The 19225-nt window shown below is 46.4% G+C and carries 19 protein-coding genes; 7 read left to right on the top strand and 12 right to left on the bottom strand.

Features of this window, described 5'->3' with window-relative positions:
- Positions 1-59: 59 nt before the first annotated feature.
- Entirely contained in the window at positions 60-1373 is a 1314-nt protein-coding gene (locus QLG00_RS06410; RefSeq protein ID WP_171063718.1) for a hypothetical protein, read from the bottom strand.
- A 59-nt stretch (positions 1374-1432) separates the two neighbouring features.
- Between QLG00_RS06410 and serB the strand changes: the two genes are divergently transcribed.
- The 3 genes from serB (at position 1433) to QLG00_RS06395 (ending at position 4052) form a co-directional block, all read left to right on the top strand.
- Positions 1433-2653: a phosphoserine phosphatase SerB gene (gene serB, locus QLG00_RS06405; RefSeq protein WP_104124010.1), complete on the top strand. Its 1221-nt coding sequence runs from the start codon at positions 1433-1435 to the stop codon at positions 2651-2653.
- A 420-nt stretch (positions 2654-3073) separates the two neighbouring features.
- Complete coding sequence (gene aciT / locus QLG00_RS06400) at positions 3074-3409, top strand: ciprofloxacin tolerance protein AciT (RefSeq protein ID WP_004933743.1); 336 nt, start codon at positions 3074-3076, stop codon at positions 3407-3409.
- 157 nt (positions 3410-3566) lie between these two features.
- On the top strand, positions 3567-4052 hold the full coding sequence (locus QLG00_RS06395) for a hypothetical protein (RefSeq protein ID WP_004933745.1): 486 nt from the start codon (positions 3567-3569) through the stop codon (positions 4050-4052).
- 62 nt (positions 4053-4114) lie between these two features.
- Here QLG00_RS06395 and dtd read toward each other — a convergent pair whose 3' ends face one another.
- Positions 4115-4552 carry a D-aminoacyl-tRNA deacylase gene (gene dtd / locus QLG00_RS06390; protein WP_048765245.1) on the bottom strand — a complete coding sequence of 146 codons (438 nt, stop codon included), beginning with the start codon at positions 4550-4552 and terminating at the stop codon, positions 4115-4117.
- Between the two features lie 162 nt (positions 4553-4714).
- Here dtd and pncB point away from each other — a divergent pair, with 162 nt between their 5' ends.
- The 3 genes from pncB to asd all read left to right on the top strand — a co-directional run bounded on the left by pncB (position 4715) and on the right by asd (position 7730).
- Positions 4715-5926 (top strand): nicotinate phosphoribosyltransferase, encoded by a 1212-nt coding sequence (gene pncB, locus QLG00_RS06385; RefSeq protein WP_004933750.1) that lies wholly within the window; start codon positions 4715-4717, stop codon positions 5924-5926.
- A gap of 107 nt (positions 5927-6033) precedes the next feature.
- Positions 6034-6882 (top strand): rhodanese-like domain-containing protein, encoded by an 849-nt coding sequence (locus QLG00_RS06380; protein ID WP_119690639.1) that lies wholly within the window; start codon positions 6034-6036, stop codon positions 6880-6882.
- Positions 6879-7730: an archaetidylserine decarboxylase gene (gene asd / locus QLG00_RS06375; RefSeq protein ID WP_004944709.1), complete on the top strand. Its 852-nt coding sequence runs from the start codon at positions 6879-6881 to the stop codon at positions 7728-7730. The genes QLG00_RS06380 and asd overlap by 4 nt, the downstream gene beginning before the upstream one ends.
- 53 nt (positions 7731-7783) lie before the next feature.
- Here the strand turns inward: asd and QLG00_RS06370 are convergent, their stop codons facing one another.
- From QLG00_RS06370 to QLG00_RS06350, 5 genes are all read right to left on the bottom strand, one after another.
- Positions 7784-8542: a sulfite exporter TauE/SafE family protein gene (locus tag QLG00_RS06370; RefSeq protein WP_119690638.1), complete on the bottom strand. Its 759-nt coding sequence runs from the start codon at positions 8540-8542 to the stop codon at positions 7784-7786.
- Between the two features lie 86 nt (positions 8543-8628).
- Positions 8629-9723: a cell division protein ZapE gene (zapE, locus tag QLG00_RS06365; protein ID WP_119690637.1), complete on the bottom strand. Its 1095-nt coding sequence runs from the start codon at positions 9721-9723 to the stop codon at positions 8629-8631.
- Between the two features lie 153 nt (positions 9724-9876).
- Positions 9877-11235, bottom strand: a complete 1359-nt coding sequence (gene phoR, locus QLG00_RS06360) for a phosphate regulon sensor histidine kinase PhoR (RefSeq protein ID WP_119690636.1) — start codon at positions 11233-11235, stop codon at positions 9877-9879.
- A gap of 9 nt (positions 11236-11244) precedes the next feature.
- Positions 11245-11955 (bottom strand): phosphate regulon transcriptional regulator PhoB, encoded by a 711-nt coding sequence (phoB, locus tag QLG00_RS06355; RefSeq protein WP_004933773.1) that lies wholly within the window; start codon positions 11953-11955, stop codon positions 11245-11247.
- A gap of 196 nt (positions 11956-12151) precedes the next feature.
- The gene (locus QLG00_RS06350; RefSeq protein ID WP_048765255.1) at positions 12152-12850 is read right to left on the bottom strand and encodes a TetR/AcrR family transcriptional regulator; all 699 of its coding nucleotides are present in this window, start codon (positions 12848-12850) and stop codon (positions 12152-12154) included.
- Positions 12851-13042: 192 nt separating this feature from the next.
- On the opposite strand from QLG00_RS06350, the gene QLG00_RS06345 reads away from it, so the two are divergent.
- Positions 13043-13879, top strand: a complete 837-nt coding sequence (locus QLG00_RS06345; RefSeq protein ID WP_004933779.1) for an SDR family NAD(P)-dependent oxidoreductase — start codon at positions 13043-13045, stop codon at positions 13877-13879.
- Positions 13880-13944: 65 nt separating this feature from the next.
- Here QLG00_RS06345 and QLG00_RS06340 read toward each other — a convergent pair whose 3' ends face one another.
- From QLG00_RS06340 to QLG00_RS06320, 5 genes are all read right to left on the bottom strand, one after another.
- Positions 13945-15312, bottom strand: a complete 1368-nt coding sequence (locus QLG00_RS06340; protein ID WP_111812370.1) for an MATE family efflux transporter — start codon at positions 15310-15312, stop codon at positions 13945-13947.
- Between the two features lie 87 nt (positions 15313-15399).
- Positions 15400-16569, bottom strand: a complete 1170-nt coding sequence (locus QLG00_RS06335) for a methionine aminotransferase (RefSeq protein ID WP_111812369.1) — start codon at positions 16567-16569, stop codon at positions 15400-15402.
- Positions 16570-16602: 33 nt separating this feature from the next.
- Positions 16603-17910: a DUF445 domain-containing protein gene (locus QLG00_RS06330; RefSeq protein WP_004933790.1), complete on the bottom strand. Its 1308-nt coding sequence runs from the start codon at positions 17908-17910 to the stop codon at positions 16603-16605.
- 22 nt (positions 17911-17932) lie between these two features.
- Positions 17933-18505 carry a hypothetical protein gene (locus tag QLG00_RS06325; protein ID WP_111812367.1) on the bottom strand — a complete coding sequence of 191 codons (573 nt, stop codon included), beginning with the start codon at positions 18503-18505 and terminating at the stop codon, positions 17933-17935.
- 42 nt (positions 18506-18547) lie between these two features.
- Positions 18548-19087 carry a DUF924 family protein gene (locus QLG00_RS06320; protein WP_004933797.1) on the bottom strand — a complete coding sequence of 180 codons (540 nt, stop codon included), beginning with the start codon at positions 19085-19087 and terminating at the stop codon, positions 18548-18550.
- Positions 19088-19225 lie beyond the last annotated feature (138 nt).

Here is a 19225-nt window from a genome sequence, read left to right as displayed (position 1 = left end):
TCAACCCATAAAAAACAAAAAAACCCGCCAGCGCGGGTTTTAGTGATGTGAAAGCGGACTTAAATTTTTGAGGTATGGTCTAAAGAGGCATCAATCGATGCGCGCGCCTTTTTTCCCATCAGAATCTCGGTGCGAATACGCTGTGCAGTCTCGGCGCAGTCATTGTTCATACCGTTCATCATAAAGGCATGACGGGTCATCACATTACTTGGATTCGGCATGGCAACCAACTGGAATGCCTCACCCACTACTTTAAGCTGATGGTGATTGAGGTGCAATGCAGATTCTTTGGCATGCAAATAGCCAGTCAGGCGCTGCGCTGCCTCGAGTGGATTAAGTTGCATGGCCTCAACGGCAGTCGAGACAGCAAAACGGGTTTGCAGGGCAAAACGTTTGTCTTCACGATAACGCTTGTACAGTACGTCAGAAAGCAACTGGAACACGGCACCTGTCATGAGTAAACACAGTGTACCTTGTGTAGTTGGCTTACTCATGATCAAGTTGGCGCCCTGCTGCTGAAATTCATTGACCACCTGAATCTCGTTTGGATTCACATGGTAATGCTTGCAGCTCAGCTCAATGCTTTTTTGTAAAAAGATCTGGCAGAGCTTGAAGTAGGGCACCGAAACAGACTGGTTGACGCTATTGAGTAATTGTTTCGGATCGTAAAACTGAATATTCAGTGCCACCGCCTGATCGCCTTGCGTGTGCTCAGGCAATACCACGTCTGGAATCTGAATGGCTTTTTGCTGCGCCTGCTGTTTGGCCTGTGCCACCAAGGTGATGGTATTTTGCTTTTCTGTTTCAAGCGCCTGAATCAATTGCTGGATTTCATGCTTTAAGCGAGTTTCACTGTTGATGCGTGCCAAATATTCACTGCGGCTTGGTCGAGCAATGGCGCGATATGCCAGCCAGAGGAGCAAGTGAATCACAAACATGGCCAAAATGGTCAACCACTGGGTTCTTAAGATTTCACCAATGCTGGGTTTAATCAGCGTGATTTCAATGGTGCCGACTTTCTTTTCGTTTTGCAGTGCATCCCGTACAAACACTTCGCCTTGGCGAGTTTTTTCCATACCACTGGTGGCCAGTACCTGCTTGTTGGCATCCAGAATACGGATTGAGGCCACGCTAGGGTTGGTGGCATAACGGTTGGCAATCAATGCCAAGGATACCGTATTGGCCGGTTCCAGCTCGGTCAGACTGTCGGTGACCAGTTGACTGGTCATCAGTTGCCCCTGACTCGCACGGTTCTCATTGAGTTGATGGGTGGTTGCAATCACCATTAAAAAGGTATGCAAAGCAAAACTTACGATTAATAGGCTAGCAAATAGCCCTTGTCGAGGTGCATTCAACGTAAACTTCCAAGGCAAATAGATTCAATTTCGATTATGATTCTTACAATAGTTGTAGCTCAAACCCGAGTCAATTCATGCGAGAAATCATTCTTATCTCTTTTTTGGGACCCGACCAACCTAATCAGTTCACCCGATTAATGCAGGTATTGTCCGTTCATTCCTTACATATTCTAGATGTCGGCCAGGCCGTTATTCATAATCAGCTCACCTTGGGCATCGTGGTTGCATCCGATGACGAAACCGCTACAGCACTAGCGATGAAGGAAATTTTGATTCTAGCACATGATATTGGACTGACTGTGCGCTTTAAACCCATCTCAAGTGCAGAATACGATCAGTGGGTCAGCGAAGGTGGCCGTACACGCTATATCGTGACTGCATTGGCGCCAGAATTGACCGCTTCACATTTACAAGCTGTTACCAAAATTGTCTCCGATCAGGGCTTCAATATCGAAACAGTGACCCGGTTGTCGGGCCGCCCAGCACTGGGTTCGCAGCAAGATGCACCGCAACGTGCCTGTGTACAGTTTGGTTTAAGTGGGCAAATGCTCGATGCTCAGGCCATGCGTGCGGCATGTTTAAGTCTTTCTGGTGAACTCAATATCGATGTGGCAGTTCAAGAAGACAACGCCTATCGCCGTAATCGTCGTTTGGTCTGTTTCGATATGGACTCGACCCTGATTGAGCAAGAAGTGATTGACGAACTGGCATGTGAAGCAGGGGTTGGCGAGCAGGTGGCTGAAATTACCGAGCGTGCCATGCAGGGCGAGCTGGATTTCCAGCAAAGCTTCCGTGCACGTGTGGCCTTGCTTAAAGGTTTGGATGCCTCGGTACTGCCGCGTATTGCTGAACGCCTGACCATTACCGAAGGGGCAGAGCGCCTGATTTCGACTTTAAAAGCATTGGGCTACCGCACCGCGATTTTATCGGGTGGTTTTCAATATTTTGCCGAATATCTACAAGATAAACTCGGTATAGACGAAGTACATGCCAATATTTTAGATGTGAAGGCAGGTGTGGTGACTGGTGAGGTAAAAGGTGCCATTGTTGATGGCGCCCGTAAAGCCGAACTGTTGCGTGATCTGGCACAGCGAATGGGCATTTCACTTGAACAGGCCATTGCAGTTGGTGATGGCGCGAACGATCTGCCAATGCTGTCGATTGCCGGATTGGGTGTGGCATTTCGTGCCAAGCCATTGGTGCGTCAAAATGCCAATCAGGCCATTTCGAGTGTAGGTTTGGACGGTGTACTGTATTTACTTGGGGTGCATGACAAGGATCTGACACGCGCCTAAAAGGCTCGATTTTCAGGCTTTGAACGCTGCTCGATGAGCGGCGTTTTTTATATGAAATTCCCATCCAATCCAGCCCTTTAGCCCAACACGTCAATTGATAAATTTTGAAACGTATCGCGCAAAAAAAAATTAAAAAACACTGCTTTTTGAGGATATGGCGTTGTAATGACACGCCAACAACGATCAGCTCTAGAACGGCGCTTTTTTTGATGGTTGAAAATGTGTAATGACAAAATAATGTTGCGACAGGGTGTGTCGTCACAAGCCATTTTGACTCTTTTTTTCTAAAAAAAACCCTCCATAATGCAGCTACAGACAAAAACAGATGCGTTGTTGAATGCACGATGTTGAATGCGTGAAGGGACTTAACTTGATGTTCTGCTCGGGATGCAGAAACTTAATCTTAGACGGAGGTTTAGTATGGTAACAGCCAGCTTCGCCACACTGCTTGGTGTCGGGATGATCGTGCTTGCACTAGCTGTTGTATTCTTTTCGCCGTACCGTCATTGGCTCGGTTTCATGTTTGCAGGTATGTTTTTTTGGGGCTTGATCGAGGTTGTACGTTTTGGGGTACAGACCGTATTTGAACTGCCGGTCACCTACAGTTATCTTGCGGCATTAAGCCTGTCGATGGTCACGGTCACCATCATTTTACTGCGAGAAGACAAGCGCGCACAAAAAGCCTTGGCAAATCGTCAGTATATCGAACACACCCCTGTCTATGAGGACGATCAGCAGCAATATTCGAGCCGCTAAACGGTGTGATCCAGTCATAAATCAGGTGCAGTCCGGCTGCGCCTTTTTTACTTTTTTTATCATCTTTTATGAACGAAACACAGTATAGCTGCCGATACATTTGTGCTAGGATGACCCAGTTCATTTTTTGATAAGAATACAAATAGGCTTAAATGTCATGAAACTTTCTTCTCTACCTGTCGTGAAGTTACCTCTGGTCGACTTAAGTACCGATCCGCTTGACTTACTGGTCATGGGTTTGGCTTTACGTATGAAGCAGTTGGCACGTACCTGCCCGAAATTTATTGAACTCACACATGACCGTGCCTTTCGTATTCAGATTGGCACCGATTTGGGTTTTGCGCGCCAAATCATCGTCAATCACGGTCAAATCGAGACAGCCGCGGGCAGTGCAGAAAAAGCAGATTTTATTTTGCAATTTGCCGACAGTGAGCAGGGCGTTAAAACCTTGATCAAAGGTGATCCAACCGCATTTATGACGGGGATGCAAAATGGCACGATCAAAATGGAAGGCGATTTTAGTCTGTTGGTCTGGTTTAATCAGGCAGCAAAACTGATTCCACCAAAGCTACCAAAGCCAGTGAAGCTCAAGATCAAGCAAGCTCGCCAGTTTTTAAAAGAAAAAACCGGCAAATCGTTCTAAGTCAGAATAGATGTGTACAGCAGGCGCTCGGTATCGGGCGCCTGTTTTTTTTAAGGTTAGTTTTAAATCTCGAGCTGAAACGTCACTGGGCCATCGTTGATCAGATGCACTTTCATATCGGCTGCAAATATTCCGGTTTCAACCCGAGCAAATTGCGATTTGGCATACTCCACCAATTGTTCATAGAGTACTTTGGCGTCTTGCGGTGGCATCGCTGGCCCAAAATCGGGACGCAAGCCTTTTTGGGTCTGAGCCATTAAGGTAAACTGTGACACCAGCAGTAAGCCTCCCTGCGCCTGATCGATATTCCAGCCCATTTTGCCGTTTTCATCATCGAAAATCCGGTACTTTAAAATCTTATCGATCAGTTTTTTACCTTTGTCGAGGTCATCGTCTTTACCTAGACCTAAAAAAACCAGAAGTCCATGCTGGATCGCTCCTGTGGTATGTCCATCGACCACCACGTGGGCTTCAAGGACGCGTTGTAGTAGTGCGCGCATGACAGATCTCAAAAACGAAATGTGCAAAATACTATCAGAAATACAGCAAAAGTCAGCACATTGCCACAGTGTTGACAGGACAAAGGTCTTATACAAATCAAGGTGATTCTTGCCAAAAAAATGTGGTTTAATGCATAAAGCTAACCTGCATGTTTGTTGTCTATGTCTCCAATCATTCATTCATTACTCGATACCGATCTTTATAAATTTACCATGTTGCAGGTGGTGCTACATCAATTCCCCCAGACGCACAGTGTGTACCAGTTTCGCTGCCGTAATCTGGATCAAACGGTTTATCCACTGACGGATATTCTGGATGATCTGAATGAACAACTCGACCACTTATGTGCGCTCAAGTTCAAAGATGATGAACTGCAATATTTGCGTTCCTTTCGATTTATTAAAAGCGACTTTGTCGATTATTTAGAGCTGTTTCAGCTCAAACGCCGTTTTATTCGTGCCAGTATCGATGCCAAAGGCCGTTTGGACATTAGTGTTGAAGGCCCGATGATTCAGGCCATGATGTTTGAGATTTTTGTACTGGCGATTGTCAATGAATTGTATTTCCGACGTATTCGCACTGAGGCTGTGCTTGAAGAGGGCGAACGACGCCTGCAAGCCAAACTTGAATTACTCAAGCAGTATGAAGCGCAGCACGCAAACGACGAACCGCCATTTCTAGTGTCCGATTTTGGTACCCGTCGTCGCTACAGTCTAGAATGGCAAAAGCACGTGGTCGAGTCGTTTCATCGTAGCTCACCGCATGTGTTTCGGGGTACCAGCAATGTATTGCTGGCTAAAGAATTAAATATTACGCCAATTGGTACCATGGCACATGAATTTTTGCAGGCATTTCAGGCGCTTGACGTAAGATTACGCAATTTTCAAAAAGCGGCCCTAGAGGCATGGGTACAAGAATATCGTGGCGATTTGGGTATTGCCCTGACCGATGTGGTGGGGATGGATGCGTTCTTGCGCGATTTCGATCTGTACTTTGCCAAGCTGTTTGATGGATTGCGTCACGATAGTGGCGACCCGTACGAATGGGGCGACAAGGCCTATGCACATTATCGACAATTAAAAATTGATACCAAAACCAAAATGCTAACTTTCAGCGATGGCCTGACCTTACAAAAGGCATGGGAATTGCATCAGTATTTTAAAGACCGCTTTAAAGTCAGTTTTGGGATAGGCACCAACCTCACCAATGATATGGGGCAAACGCCACTTAATATTGTATTAAAGCTGGTCGAGTGCAATGGACAGTCTGTGGCGAAAATTTCAGACAGTCCGGGCAAAACCATGACTGATAACGACACGTTCTTGGCCTATTTACGTCAGGTATTTGACATTGAAGATGTGGCACTGGTGTAAAAGTGATTGCACTTTTTCTGCTAAAGATGCATGAAAAACAGAAAGACCTGAAAAAAGCCTATGCTAAAATGAGGCATGGCAAACCTAGAGAATGTGATTAAAACGAAATGGCCGTACCTGAAATCAATTTGGGTTTATTGATAGAGCCCGACGAACTGCTGGCGTATCTGGATCATCCGCGGTTGCGTATTGTCGATTTAAGCCGAAGCTCGGTGTATGAACAATTGCATTTGGCACATGCTTACGCGCTTCGTCCGGCACAACTGGTTCGTCAGGAAGAACTCGCTACGGGACTCTTACCCGATCAGGCTCAACTTGAAGCCCTGATTCGCCATTTGAATCTTTCACCCTCACATCATGTAGTGGTCTACGACGACGAAGGTGGTGCATGGGCAGGACGACTGATCTGGACCTTACACTGCCTCGGATTTACCCAAACCAGTTTGCTTAATGGCGGGATTCATGCGTGGCTTGGGGCCGGATTACCCACCACGTCCGAGGTGGATACGGTTGAACCCGTCAGTCATTTATACCCGGTCAATACTTCACATGCTGCCCAATATCAAATCCAGTATGATGAGCTGCGCACCTTGATTGACAGTCAATCGGTACAGCTTTGGGATTGCCGCACACATGACGAATATACCGGATTAAGACTGGCTGCCCGACGCGGTGGACATATGCCCGGCGCACTTCATTTTGAATGGAGTACTGCCCTAAACCGCGAAAATCATCTAAAATTGCATCCATTTGAACGCACTCAGCACCGATTGCAACAGCTCGGCTTTCGTCTTGACCAGCCTGTTATTGTGTATTGTCAGTCCCACCATCGTTCGGGATTGGCGTATATTTTGGCACGTTTGCTTGATTGGCCGGTGCGTGCTTACGACGGGGCATGGAGTGAATGGGGCAATCGCCTCGATAGTCCTGTGATTACCGGAGAACAGCCATTTTGAGCTTAACGTCACGATTAAAAAAAGATTTATTTATAAAAGCACAATCGCTTGTGCCACAGCATCAGTTAAGTCGCGTGGTGGGTAAGCTTGCCGAGAGCGAAAATCTGCTGGTCAAAACCGCGGTCATTCAGGCGTTCAAAAGCAAATACGGCATTGATTTATCGATTGCACAACAGGCCGATGCCCTAAAGTACAAATCTTTTAACGAATTTTTTACCCGTGCTTTAAAAGATGGCGTCCGTGTGGTCGACAATGCCCAAGACAGTATTGTGTCGCCTGCCGATGGTGCTATTTCACAAATCGGCAGTATCGATGACGGTGAGGTGTTTCAGGCCAAAGGACAGTCTTTTTCGGTTGAAAAACTGATTGGCGATCCGCAACTGGCGCAGCCATTTAAACATGGGCAATTTGCAACGGTGTATCTATCGCCACGCGATTATCATCGTGTGCATATGCCGCTAACAGGCCGTTTAACTGAAACCTTGTATATTCCGGGTGAGCTGTTTTCGGTGAATCAGGTGACAGCCGAAAATATTCCGGGTCTGTTTGCACGTAACGAGCGTATGGTGTGCCTGTTTGATACCGAGCTGGGCCGTATGGCCGTTGTGCTGGTGGGCGCGATGATTGTGGCTGGAATTGAAACCGTGGTCACAGGCAAGGTGAAACCGACTGGACGCCTTGAGCTGAACCATCATGATGTGGTGCTTGAAAAAGGCGATGAGCTGGGTCGTTTTTACTTGGGTTCTACCGCGATTGTTTTGTTTGAAAAAGACAAAATGGCTTGGGAAAGCCAGTTTAAAGCCAACTCGGTGGTGGTCATGGGTGAGAAACTCGGTCACACGCTTTAATCAATATGTGTGTCGTGTACAGCCTGAGTAGACAGGCTGTACATGGTCAAAAATTATGAATGGGTCAAAGCATATTTCAGTAAAATTGAAAGCCCAGAGAAAAAAATCACCACATGAATAATTTTTAAAAATTGCGCTTTAGAGAGTTTAAGCGTGATGTGTTTTCCCACGTAGCTGCCAATCAGCATCGATGGTATAAAAAGCAGCATCAGTGCAAAGATGTGCCACGAAAAATACACTCCAGCAAGTGCAAATAGGATGACGCGTAGCAGCGTACTACAGCCAATGAGTGTGGTTTGTGTGATACGGATTTTTTGTGGGTCTTGTAAGCGACCATTTAAATAAATCGAATACATAAATCCGCCACTGCCAAACATGGCACCCAATAACCCACCGCCGAATCCAAAAGGAACAACATGTTTGGAGTCAAAGCGACGCTCAGGTTGAATTCCACTTAATGCATAAAGCGCATAAAGTAAAATAAATACCGCAAAAGCCAATAAAGACGTTTCAGGTTTAATTTTAAGCAGCAATAAAAATCCGATCAGACTACCCACACACATCAGCGGAATCAGCCGTTTAAGCTCGGTTATATCGGCTTTTTTACCATCTCTGATGAGATTCGACAGGGCAGCACATAAATCTAGAAGTGCCAGTAAGGGAATAATCTCGGCCAATGGTAAAAACTGGAGGAGAACTGGGCTGGCAATCAGCGCCGTTCCAAAGCCAATCATGCCAAAAATAATATACGAACACAGAACAGCCATGAGCATGACACTGATCTGAACGATGGAAAAATCGATAAAAGCCACGCTAAACTCCGTTTTTATTGTGTGAATCATCGACTGCGCGAGATCGAGATGTGGCAAGCAAGACCTCTACGCAGCAGCTTATGGTGTTAATGAATCTCTTTGTGCGTGACGGCTATACGTGCCTCGTGATAGTCACGACTTTGCATTTCTTGTAAGCGCGAAAAGGTGCGCTGAAATTCGAATTTGAGCTTTTCATCGTTGTAGAGCTGTTCAATCGGCTGCTCAGCAGTCAAATACAGCACTACTTTTTGCTCATACAACTCATCAATCAGATAAATAAAGCGTCGCACTGCATCGTAAATGGCGTCCGTTAACTCGGTGATATTGCTAATTAGCACATGGTCATAGCGACGACACAGCTCGATAAAATCTGCTGGACTACGTGCATCGCGGCACAGCCGATCAAAGCTGAACCACGCCACGCGCTCATGTAAGCCAAGTGCCTCTAAATCGCGATGATTGATTTGAATCAGCGTGGGATGTGCATTGTGCTGGGTCAGATGCCGATAAATACTGCTTAACCATGCATCGGCCGTTGCATCGAGGGGTGAGAAGAAAAACTGATCCAGAACATGGTGGCCTTTTACCACGCGATAATCGAGGGCATTGCCAATCTTGAGAATGTGGCAATGCGTATGAATATGCCGGATGGTCGGTAAGAAACGCTCTCGGTGTAAGCCATGCTTGTACAAATTATCTGGATCGATATTCGACGTTGCCACTAAAATCACGCGCTTGGCAAACAGTAAGTTAAACAGATTGGACAAGATCATCGCATCAGTGACATTGCTGACAAAAAACTCATCGAAGCAAATCAGTTTATATTTTTTAATCAGGTCATTGGCAATGTGCTGAAGTGGATCACGCGTGCCGCGGTAATGCACCAGCTGCTGATGAATATTTTTGAGAAAATGATGAAAATGGATGCGGACTTTCTTTTTATAGCTTAAGGACTGGTAAAAAATATCCATCAGCCATGTTTTACCGCTGCCAACGCTGCCCCACATATAAAGCCCACGAATAGGGCGCTGTATAAAAAATGCTTTGGGGCGTTCCAGTTTCTCCCAGATCTCATTTAATTGTTCAATAGCCGCCTGCTGCGAAGGATCAGCCAAAATGGCTTGCTGCTGAATCAGAGCCTGATAGTACTGTTTTGGGCTCTGGCCGGTGTACTGTGTCATGTCGATTGCTCGTATAGCCCATCTTGAAGGAGGCTTAATCAAGATTTGTTATGATTATAAAAACAATAACCGCCACTATACGCAGATTGTGGCGGTTTTAACAGATGGAATCAGCATGTTGTGCTGCCCAGCAATACAGAGCAGAGGGTGTGTTTACATCATCTGGTACAAACGTTCTTTGGGGAAAATGGCCTTGAACGTCGAACCTTCATTTTCTTTAGATACGACATCGAGATAAGCGCCGTGCTGCATCAGCACATGTTTAACGATGGCCAGCCCAAGACCCGTTCCGCCTGTGGCACGGCTGCGGGCGCTGTCGACACGGTAAAAACGTTCGGTCAAACGCGGCAAGTGTTTGGGATCTATACCAATGCCGTTGTCTTGTACGGTAAAGTAGCCGTGTTCGCCATCGTCGTGCCAACCAATGGTAATAATTCCGCCCTTGGGCGTGTACTTGATGGCATTGGTGATCAGATTACTAAAGGCGCTGGCAATTTCCATATCGGAGCCAATCAGATCACAATGGCTGTCGATATCCAGATTTAGGGTATGTCCGTAGTCGACATTGTAGGCCTGGGCGTCGTCAAAAAGCTGATTCATCAGACTTGGCATTTCAATGATCTGATTTTTGGCAATGGTTTTATTATTTTCCAGATTCGAAAGTAACAGCAGATCATTCACCAGTGCATTCATACGTTTGGTTTGTGATTGCATTTGATCGAAAGCGCGTTTCCAGCGTGGATTTAAATCTTCCTGATCGGTGAACGTTTCGATGTAGCCGCTCAAAACGGTCAGGGGCGTACGTAATTCATGCGAAATATTGTCGACAAAATCTTTACGCATCTGCTCAAGATTATGAATTCGAGTGACATCGTAGGCCACCAGCAAACGACTTTGCTCGCCAAAACGGGTCAGTTTGATCTGTACATACTGATCGTCAAACAACGACGATTTGATTTTGATGCCGTCGGGCGCCTGATCAATATGATTAAAATATTCAATAAATTTGGGCTGGCGTAAAATACTTAAAATATTGTGACCGCGATCGAGAATCTTGATGCCCAGTAAACCCTCTGCCGCTGGGTTACACCATTCAATCTGGTGCAGGTCATCAATTAGCACCACGGCTTCATTGAGTGCAATCAATGACGATTGCGCACGGTCAATCAGTCCGACCATTTCGGCCTGTACAATCCGCTCTTGACGCTGTGCGCGATATACATTGAATAACAACGCGCCCCAGATACCGTTTAAATTGGGCGGGGTATCGTAGGGACGATTCGAGATCCATTCATTGACAATGTACAACGACCGAAGCTGCAAGCCAAAAAAAATCAGAAAGGCAATAAAAATACCGGCCCAAAAGTAGCCCAAACCCAGACCAATACAGGAGGCAATCACCAGAAGAAAGGCCAGTAGGCGTAAATCCTGTTTGGCAAATGCCCATAAACTACTGTAACGAAAGCGTTTATGTTCGCGTGCCAGTTCGGGGACAGGATACGGTTCGTACATAGTCAAGTCTTAGCCTGCTGCCAAATCTGCGCGGGTCGAGAAGCGATACCCCGTGCCACGCACGGTCTGTACAAAACGATCGACACCAAAAGGTTCGAGTACCTTACGCAAGCGTCGGATATGTACATCAATAGTTCGGTCTTCAATATAGACATTGCCACCCCAGACCTGATCGAGCAACTGTGCGCGGGTATAGGCGCGTTCAGGGTGAGTCATAAAAAAGGCCAAAAGACGATACTCGGTTGGCCCCATGTCTAAGATATTGCTGCCAAAACTGACACGCTGACTGACTGGATCTAAAATCAAGCCGTTGGCATCAATCACTTTTTCACCGCTGAGTGCATTGGCACGACGCAACACGGCTTTAATACGAGAAACCAATTCACGTGTGGAAAACGGTTTGGTCATGTAGTCGTCTGCACCTGCATCTAGGCCTTGTACCTTATGGTCTTCTTCGCCACGTGCAGTGAGCATAATCACTGGAATTTCAGCCAGATTTTCGTCACGTTTGAGACGGCGACACAGATCGACCCCACTGATCCCGCCGGGTAACATCCAGTCGAGTAATACCAGAACTGGGCGCTGATCGACAATCATCTGATGTGCCTGTTTCGCATCTTCTGCCTGCAAACATTGAAAGCCTGCCATATCCAAAGAGGTATGGATCATTTCGCGGATGGGTAATTCATCATCGACGATTAAAATATAGTCATCTTTCACAGCGCAATATCCTATAGGGGTTCAAACGGTAAACCGCTTTTATTTATGACAGGCTTATTACAAAGATTAATTATGACAGTATCATTGCAAAAATTGCACTGAAGTGGATTTTTGCAATGAATTGTGACAAATAAAACCACAATCCGATCGTTTAATACCGGCGTCGTCATTGAGATTTCATCGATCTAGGCTGTGGTCAAGCTTTAGATTGAGCCGGATCGTGTGACAGCTTTTCCAGCAGTGACACAAACACAATCCGGCAGGCAAACAGCACATCATCTAGAGATTGTTTGAAGCCACCCATCACCCAGCGAATCGCCACCTGTGTGACATAACCGTTCAGACCTGAAGAAACCAGTGAAAGCTCTTGCTCGCTATAACGCAGATTGGGCATGCTCAGCATCACCAGTGCCTGAATCATGCGATCAAAACGCATCATGGTTTCTTGAATGGTGGCCTGATTATGTAATTCCTGCACCAGCATGGCATCGATATAAATAATACGTGCCAAGCGTGGATCGTCTTTAAGCGTGCGTAAGAGAGCAGTTAAGCCCGCATCGATCATGTTTTCCGGCGTGGCGTTGTGTTTCATGACGGCTTGCATCACATTATTTTGCAGCGTTTCGATCTGTTTTAAAAAGATCGTCTGAAACAGGTCTTCGCTCTTTTTAAAAGATTCGTAAAAGTAACGCTCTGTAAGCTTGGCTTGATTACAAATGTCTTTGACGGTTACAGAAAAAAAGCCTGAAGTGCCATAGGCCTCAATTCCAGCTTCGATAAGTTTTTCTCGTCTTGCCGTTTTCCGCTCGGTCAGGGACAGCCCCTTAAACTGGCGCTCCTGCGATTTTTTTTTGGAAGACGACGCACTGTGTCGATCAAGTTTGGCTGCGGTCATCGCTGCAAGGGTTCTCCGAAAGTCTGTTGTTAGTGTAGCAAGTTTTTTTACAAATGACCGAATCAGTCATCGGCTGGTGTTGGTATTTGGTGGTACTTGGACTATATTGACAATGTGGATTGTCAAAAATATAGTGATGTTGAGTGCGACGTGGCAAAATGGGTCAATCGCTCAAACTTGAAGGAAGCGAACATGAAAAATTTTAAAAATAAAGTGGCAGCGATTACCGGTGCAGGTTCAGGGATTGGTCAGCAATTGGCGCTATTGCTTGCAAAAGAAGGTTGTCACTTGTCATTGAGTGATGTAAACGAAGCAGGCTTAGAGGCCACAGTTGCGCTACTCAAACCCTATCAAATTCGCGTGACCACCAAAAAAGTCGATGTTGCCGACCGCCACGCTGTTAAGCAGTGGGCACAAGAAACTGTGCAAAACCATGGCTCGGTCAATATGATCTTCAACAATGCCGGTGTCGCGCTTGGCTCAACAGTTGAAGGCGAAAGCTATGAAGATCTGGAATGGATAATGAACATTAATTTTTGGGGCGTGATTTACGGCACCAAAGAGTTTTTGCCGCTGATTAAACAAAGCAAAGAGGGACATATTATCAATATTTCCAGTCTTTTTGGTTTGACGGCGCAGCCCACCCAATCGGCTTATAATGCATCAAAATTTGCAGTACGTGGCTTTACCGAATCGTTGCGTCAAGAACTGGATATTGAAAATTGTGGCGTGAGCGCATTATGTGTTCATCCGGGAGGAATTCGAACCAATATTGCCAACGCTGCCAAAATGAATGACAGCTTGAAAACACTGGGAATGCATCCGGAAAAGTCGATCAAATCGTTTAATAAGCTGTTGCGTTGCCCACCTGAAGAGGCGGCTCGCCAAATCTTAGATGCGGTGCGTAAAGACAAGCGCCGTGTACTGATTGGTAACGATGCCAAGACACTGGATCTAATGCAGCGTCTGTTCCCAACGGGATACCAGAAAGTGACTGCACTGGCGACGTCAATGAGTAAAAAATTCTAAGCATTTCATGCCATGCGCTGAAAAAAAGGACCGATACAGTATCGGTCTTTTTTTTATCGCCCTAATTAAATCAGTGCGCGAACGGCCTTTTTCTTCCAGACAAACTGATAATAAGCCGCCTGTAAAAAACTCAAGCATACAAAAGCCAGCGCATAAGCAATCCAGATACCTTTTAAGCCCCACATTGAACTGAACCAATAAGCACAAGGGACTTCAATCAGTAAGATAGCCACAATATTAATGATCATCGGCACATTCACTGTCCCGCTGGCACGCATGATCGAGGCAAAAATTGAACCGGCACCAAAAAATAAAATTGACCAGAGTACAATAAACAGCAATTCTTGACCCAACTCGACCACACTTGGATCAGTGATAAACATTGCCATTAAATACTTTGAAAATAAATACGCTAAAACCACCAGACTACCAGTAATGGCGATGTTCATTCCCAAAGCCGTACGCGTGACTCGGGACAATAGATCCGATTTCCCCATACCAATTGCTTGTGCCCCAAAAATAGAAGCCGCAATCGAGATAGAGAGTGCCGGAAACTGAATATAATTCAACACTTGATTCACTGCACCATAGGCCGCAGTTGCATTGGCACCAAAGCGATTGACCAGCCCGACAATGACCAGTCCGGCCACCGAGGTGGTGATCATCTGAATACCGGTTGGAATACCCAAACGTAAAATCAGTGGACTAACTTCGCGGTTATGCCGAATATGACGCAGCAGTGCCCAGTCAGGCTTCAGCGGATGATTCTTTTTATTCAGGTAAATCGCCAGAAACCCTAAAACCAATACATAACCGAAAATAGTTGCAATGGCGGGTGAGACAATGCCCATTTTGGGAAAACCAAAATAACCGCCGATTAACACGGGTGTGATCACCAGCCCAATCAAGCTGGTCATGCCGAGCGCAATCAATGGCGTGATGCTGTCGCCTACACCACGTAAGATCGAGGTATAAATAATATAGACAAACAACAGCGGACTACCCGCCAGCATCCATTGCACATAGGGCAACGACAAATGCATCACTTTGGCATCGGTGCCCAGAAGGGTCAGAATTTCACGGCTAAAGAACACGCCGAGTCCTGCAATCACACAACCTATGATGAGGGTCATAAACAACGTAGAGCCGACTACGGTTCGGACTTTTTCAATATTTTGTGCGCCCCAAGCCTGACCAATTAAGACCGTAGAGCCTGCCGATAGCCCAATAATAAACGCCATCATACAAAACAGAATTGGAAAAAAGACGGCCACTGCCGCAACGGCATTGACACCCATCATTTGTCCGACAAAGACGGTATTAATGGTTCCCGATAGACTTTGTAAGGTATTGGTTGCAATTAAAGGAAGCAAAAAAATTAAAAATGTTTTCCATAACTTCTGCTCTGTAATCAACGAGCGTTTTGGGGACATTGGCTCTCCTTGGCACGTGCGATTTTATTGATCTTTGATTTCAAAATAGCACGTGCGGGGTAGGGTATAGTGAATATATTTTCTATTTTATGATAGCCAAGGCGAGCACTCTGCAAGACGCTGTGTCGCTTGTGTGAGTGTCTGTTCTGTTTTTGCAAAGCAGAAGCGGATTAAACGCATCTTCGGATCGGGTGATTGATAAAAAACACTTAAGGGAATAGCCACCACACCATACTGTTCAGCCAAGAAATAGCACATCTCCACATCGGTTAAATCGGGTCGAATAGCGCTGTAATCGACGCATTGGAAATATGTTCCCGGTGTGGGCGTAAACTGAAAATGGCTTGCGCTGAGCCCTTGATTAAACAGATCGCGTTTGGTCTGATAAAAATCAGGAAGTGCTGGAATATGGGTGGGGTGCTGGCGCATGTACTCAGCCAAGGCAACTTGTGCTGGGGTATTACCACAAAAATTGGCGTATTGATAAATTTGCCGAAAGCCCTGCATGAGCACTGGACTGGCCACGCAGTAGCCGGTTTTCCAGCCAGTCACATGAAAGGTTTTGCCAAATGAACCCACCACAAAACTACGTGCCCTGAGCGCTGGAAAATGCAACGCGCTATAATGACGCTGCTGATCGAAGACCAAGTGCTCATAGACTTCATCGGACAACACCAGTAAGTCATGCTGTTCGACCAGCTCAATCAGCTGCTGCCAGTCGTCTAATGACCATAGTGTTCCGGTGGGATTATGCGGAGTATTGACAATAATCATGCGGGTATGTGGACGGATTGCGGCCTTCACCTCGCTCCAGTCCACCGCAAAATTGGGTGCCTTAAGCGCAATATGGACCGGAATTCCACCCGCGACCCGCACTGCCGGTGCATAACTGTCATAGCTGGGATCAAATACAATCACTTCATCGCCAGCCTGCACCACCGCTTGAATCGCTGCAAAAATCCCAATGGTGGCTCCCGGCGTGATGGTTACTTCATGCACAGGATCAATCAGGAGCTGATCGCGGCTCAGAAACAATGCTGCAACCTGTTCTCTTAGGGGCAGCCAGCCATCGCCCGGTGCATATTGATTATAACCACTGCGTGTCGCATCACACAGGGCTTCAATCAGTGCATCGGGTGCGGCAAAGTCAGGAAATCCCTGAGACAGATTAATGGCTTTAAGGCGCTGCGCCAGAGCAGTCATGGTGCTAAAAATGGTCACACCCTGATTGGCCAGCTTAAACTGAAGGGGCTGCATTGGTTGAATGTCCACGCAATAATGATCAATCGGTTATAGCATATAATCGAACAATGCACGGATAATCCCGAGTGTCAGTCCAATGAAAGCACCCACGACCACACCATTGACCCGGATCATGTGTAAATCGCCACCCACTTCATTTTCAATCTTTCCGATCATTTCGCTGGAATCCCATTCGTGAATGCGTTCACTGATGTAGCGAATAATTTTATCGCTGTACTGATCACTAAACACGATGGCCAAGCCAGTCATTTTCTCATTAAGTACCTGACGCACGGCCGCATTTTGAACCAGATTATGCCCCACCTGCTGAATGGCCACCTGCAAGTTGTGTGCAATGCCAGAGTCGGCTTTAAGTAAATCGCGCTTCACGGCATCGCATAAAATCACCACGGCACCGCTGATAAAGTTTAAGACCTGTGGACTGTCCAGCAAGGCATCTTTGCCTGCATTGAGGCGCTGGCTTGCATCACTTTGACCATCCGAAAGTTGCAGCATCAGGGTTTGGGTATATTCTTCAATGCCTTGGCGCCACGGATGTTCAGGATCGGCCAGCATCGATTCCACTTTTTCGATCAGTGAATCGATGGTACGTTGTTGTACATCAATTCCAATCCAGCTGGCTCCTTTGGCCAGTTTCCATACCCCCAGCTCTTTAAACAAGGTACGGGTCAGTTCACGGGCTTGTTCTGGGTGCGTCACAATCCATTCATGTGCGAGATCTAGACCACGCTGTAACACATCTTGATGAAAGTCATTTTCAAGCACCGCACGCAGCATTTCGCTGGCCAGTGCATTGATTTTAGTACTTTTTACCCACTCTACGCTGTTACTCTGAATAAACTGCGCGATTTGCTGCTGCCCTACAAATTCAAATAATTTCGGCACGGTCTGCTGGATCAACTGCACCACTTGGGTATTATTTTTAGGATTTTCAAGCCATTGACCGACTGCCAGGCTCAGGTCGGTCTTATTCAGGCTTTGCTCGACCACCTGCGGCGACAGAAAGTTTTCCTGTACAAAGCGTCCCATCGACTCGGCAATTCGGGCTTTATTGCGCGGAATAATTTCGGTGTGATCAAGTAAAAACTTGGGAATTGGAATTTTTCCAAAAGGATTACGAAACAGAACTGTGATGGCATACCAGTCTGCGAGCCCACCCACCACGCCCGCTTCGGCACCCAGCATAAAAATATGGATCACCCATGCATATTCAGGGAAGAATTTTGCTGCAATCATCAGCAAAATCCACATCACGACCGCACTGATCAGCGCGATCGTCGCCAGACGTTTGCTACGGTGGAGGTTGGGAGAGTGGGTTGTAGACGCTGGCTGCATAGGCTTTGCTTAGTCCTTGGGGTCAGTTTTTGAGCATATTCGGCGCAGTAGCAGGCTGAGGCATAAGCACTTCGCCATTTGGGCCCAAACCATACTTGGCACCCAGTGAGCGAAGAATCAAAGTGGCATCAAAAGCATCTGACGGCGCTGTTTTCTGATCTTTAAAACATGCAATAGTATAAGACACTTCAACCGGATCGAGATTGACCACTTGTGGGGTATCAAAGAACGGGTCCGGCCAAAAGGCAGGATGGCGTCGGTAATAACCGTAAGGGTAATACATGCTTGGCGATGAATACACCACAGCCTGACGCGGTGGTTTCTGGGCCATATTGCTTGGATCATTCAGCACCTTAAAAAAGCGAAAGCCATTTTTGAGTGTTGTTTGCGCAGCCTTGACCAAGGTGATTTCTTCTGCGGCGCCATAACTCACGGAGGAATCCGCTTTAAATCCAATGCGAAAACTTTGGCTGTTTAGCGGATAACTGGAAAATTGCCCCAGTTGATCGAAGGTTCTGGGTTTATGCGGTAAGCTGGCACAGCCGGTAAAAGCCAGACTCGTGGCAAGCAATATCGAAACAGGAAGATATTTCATAACAACCTCCAACAAGGACGAGGCAAAATTAGCCCAGACGCATCAGAAATGACTGCCGGGCTGGGTAAGAAATTCAAGCTCCTCCGCACTGGAGGTGCGCCCCAAAATAGCGTTGCGGTGCGGATAGCGGCCAAATCGATCAATAATCTGCTTATGCTTTTTTTCAAAGCTTAGGTTGGTTTCATTACCCAAGCGCTGAAACAGTTTGAGCGCAAACTCATGAATGGCTTTGGATTCACTGTGCATAAACGGCATATATAAAAATGAGCGCTGCTCTGGGCTTAACTGTGCATCGAGTTTGAGCGCGATCGCCTCTTGTGCAAGGCCCAGCGCGAGTGGATCTTGAGCAAATGCACTGGCGTTGTCACGATAAAGATTGCGTGAAAACTGATCCAGCACAATGATTTCGGCCAGACGGCCTTCTGGTGTGTGTCGCCATGACCAAAGCTCGACGGCACAGGCCTGCCGATGTATTGCCTCAAAACGTGTTCGAATCAGCTGATCAAATGCCAGGTCTTTGGCATACCAAAAATCGGTGTGTTCGGGGGCAAACCAGAAATCCAATACGTCTTGATAATTCATCGAAATTACAGCTCGTTAGCAGATATTCTTCAATAAAATCACAAATCTTGCATGTCTTAAATACCAAGTTTGTGATAAAAAAGTGCCGAAATGAAAATATTCAATTTTTTCGAAATTAGTTTTGCCGCTGCTATGCCC

Source organism: Acinetobacter sp. V89_7, from assembly GCF_029967895.1.
In the GTDB taxonomy this organism is placed as follows: Bacteria; Pseudomonadota; Gammaproteobacteria; order Pseudomonadales; family Moraxellaceae; genus Acinetobacter; species Acinetobacter soli.
This window is presented reverse-complemented; position numbering and strand designations above follow the sequence as displayed.

Excerpts from the sequence above, each read along its gene's own strand:
- serB (WP_104124010.1), top strand. The coding sequence starts at position 1,433 with ATGCGAGAAATCATTCTTATCTCTTTTTTGGGACCCGACCAACCTAAT.
- aciT (WP_004933743.1), top strand. The coding sequence starts at position 3,074 with ATGGTAACAGCCAGCTTCGCCACACTGCTTGGTGTCGGGATGATCGTG.
- QLG00_RS06395 (WP_004933745.1), top strand. The coding sequence starts at position 3,567 with ATGAAACTTTCTTCTCTACCTGTCGTGAAGTTACCTCTGGTCGACTTA.
- dtd (WP_048765245.1), bottom strand. The coding sequence starts at position 4,552 with ATGCGCGCACTACTACAACGCGTCCTTGAAGCCCACGTGGTGGTCGAT.
- pncB (WP_004933750.1), top strand. The coding sequence starts at position 4,715 with ATGTCTCCAATCATTCATTCATTACTCGATACCGATCTTTATAAATTT.
- QLG00_RS06380 (WP_119690639.1), top strand. The coding sequence starts at position 6,034 with ATGGCCGTACCTGAAATCAATTTGGGTTTATTGATAGAGCCCGACGAA.
- zapE (WP_119690637.1), bottom strand. The coding sequence starts at position 9,723 with ATGACACAGTACACCGGCCAGAGCCCAAAACAGTACTATCAGGCTCTG.
- phoR (WP_119690636.1), bottom strand. The coding sequence starts at position 11,235 with ATGTACGAACCGTATCCTGTCCCCGAACTGGCACGCGAACATAAACGC.
- QLG00_RS06350 (WP_048765255.1), bottom strand. The coding sequence starts at position 12,850 with ATGACCGCAGCCAAACTTGATCGACACAGTGCGTCGTCTTCCAAAAAA.
- QLG00_RS06345 (WP_004933779.1), top strand. The coding sequence starts at position 13,043 with ATGAAAAATTTTAAAAATAAAGTGGCAGCGATTACCGGTGCAGGTTCA.
- QLG00_RS06340 (WP_111812370.1), bottom strand. The coding sequence starts at position 15,312 with ATGTCCCCAAAACGCTCGTTGATTACAGAGCAGAAGTTATGGAAAACA.
- QLG00_RS06335 (WP_111812369.1), bottom strand. The coding sequence starts at position 16,569 with ATGCAGCCCCTTCAGTTTAAGCTGGCCAATCAGGGTGTGACCATTTTT.
- QLG00_RS06330 (WP_004933790.1), bottom strand. The coding sequence starts at position 17,910 with ATGCAGCCAGCGTCTACAACCCACTCTCCCAACCTCCACCGTAGCAAA.
- QLG00_RS06325 (WP_111812367.1), bottom strand. The coding sequence starts at position 18,505 with ATGAAATATCTTCCTGTTTCGATATTGCTTGCCACGAGTCTGGCTTTT.
- QLG00_RS06320 (WP_004933797.1), bottom strand. The coding sequence starts at position 19,087 with ATGAATTATCAAGACGTATTGGATTTCTGGTTTGCCCCCGAACACACC.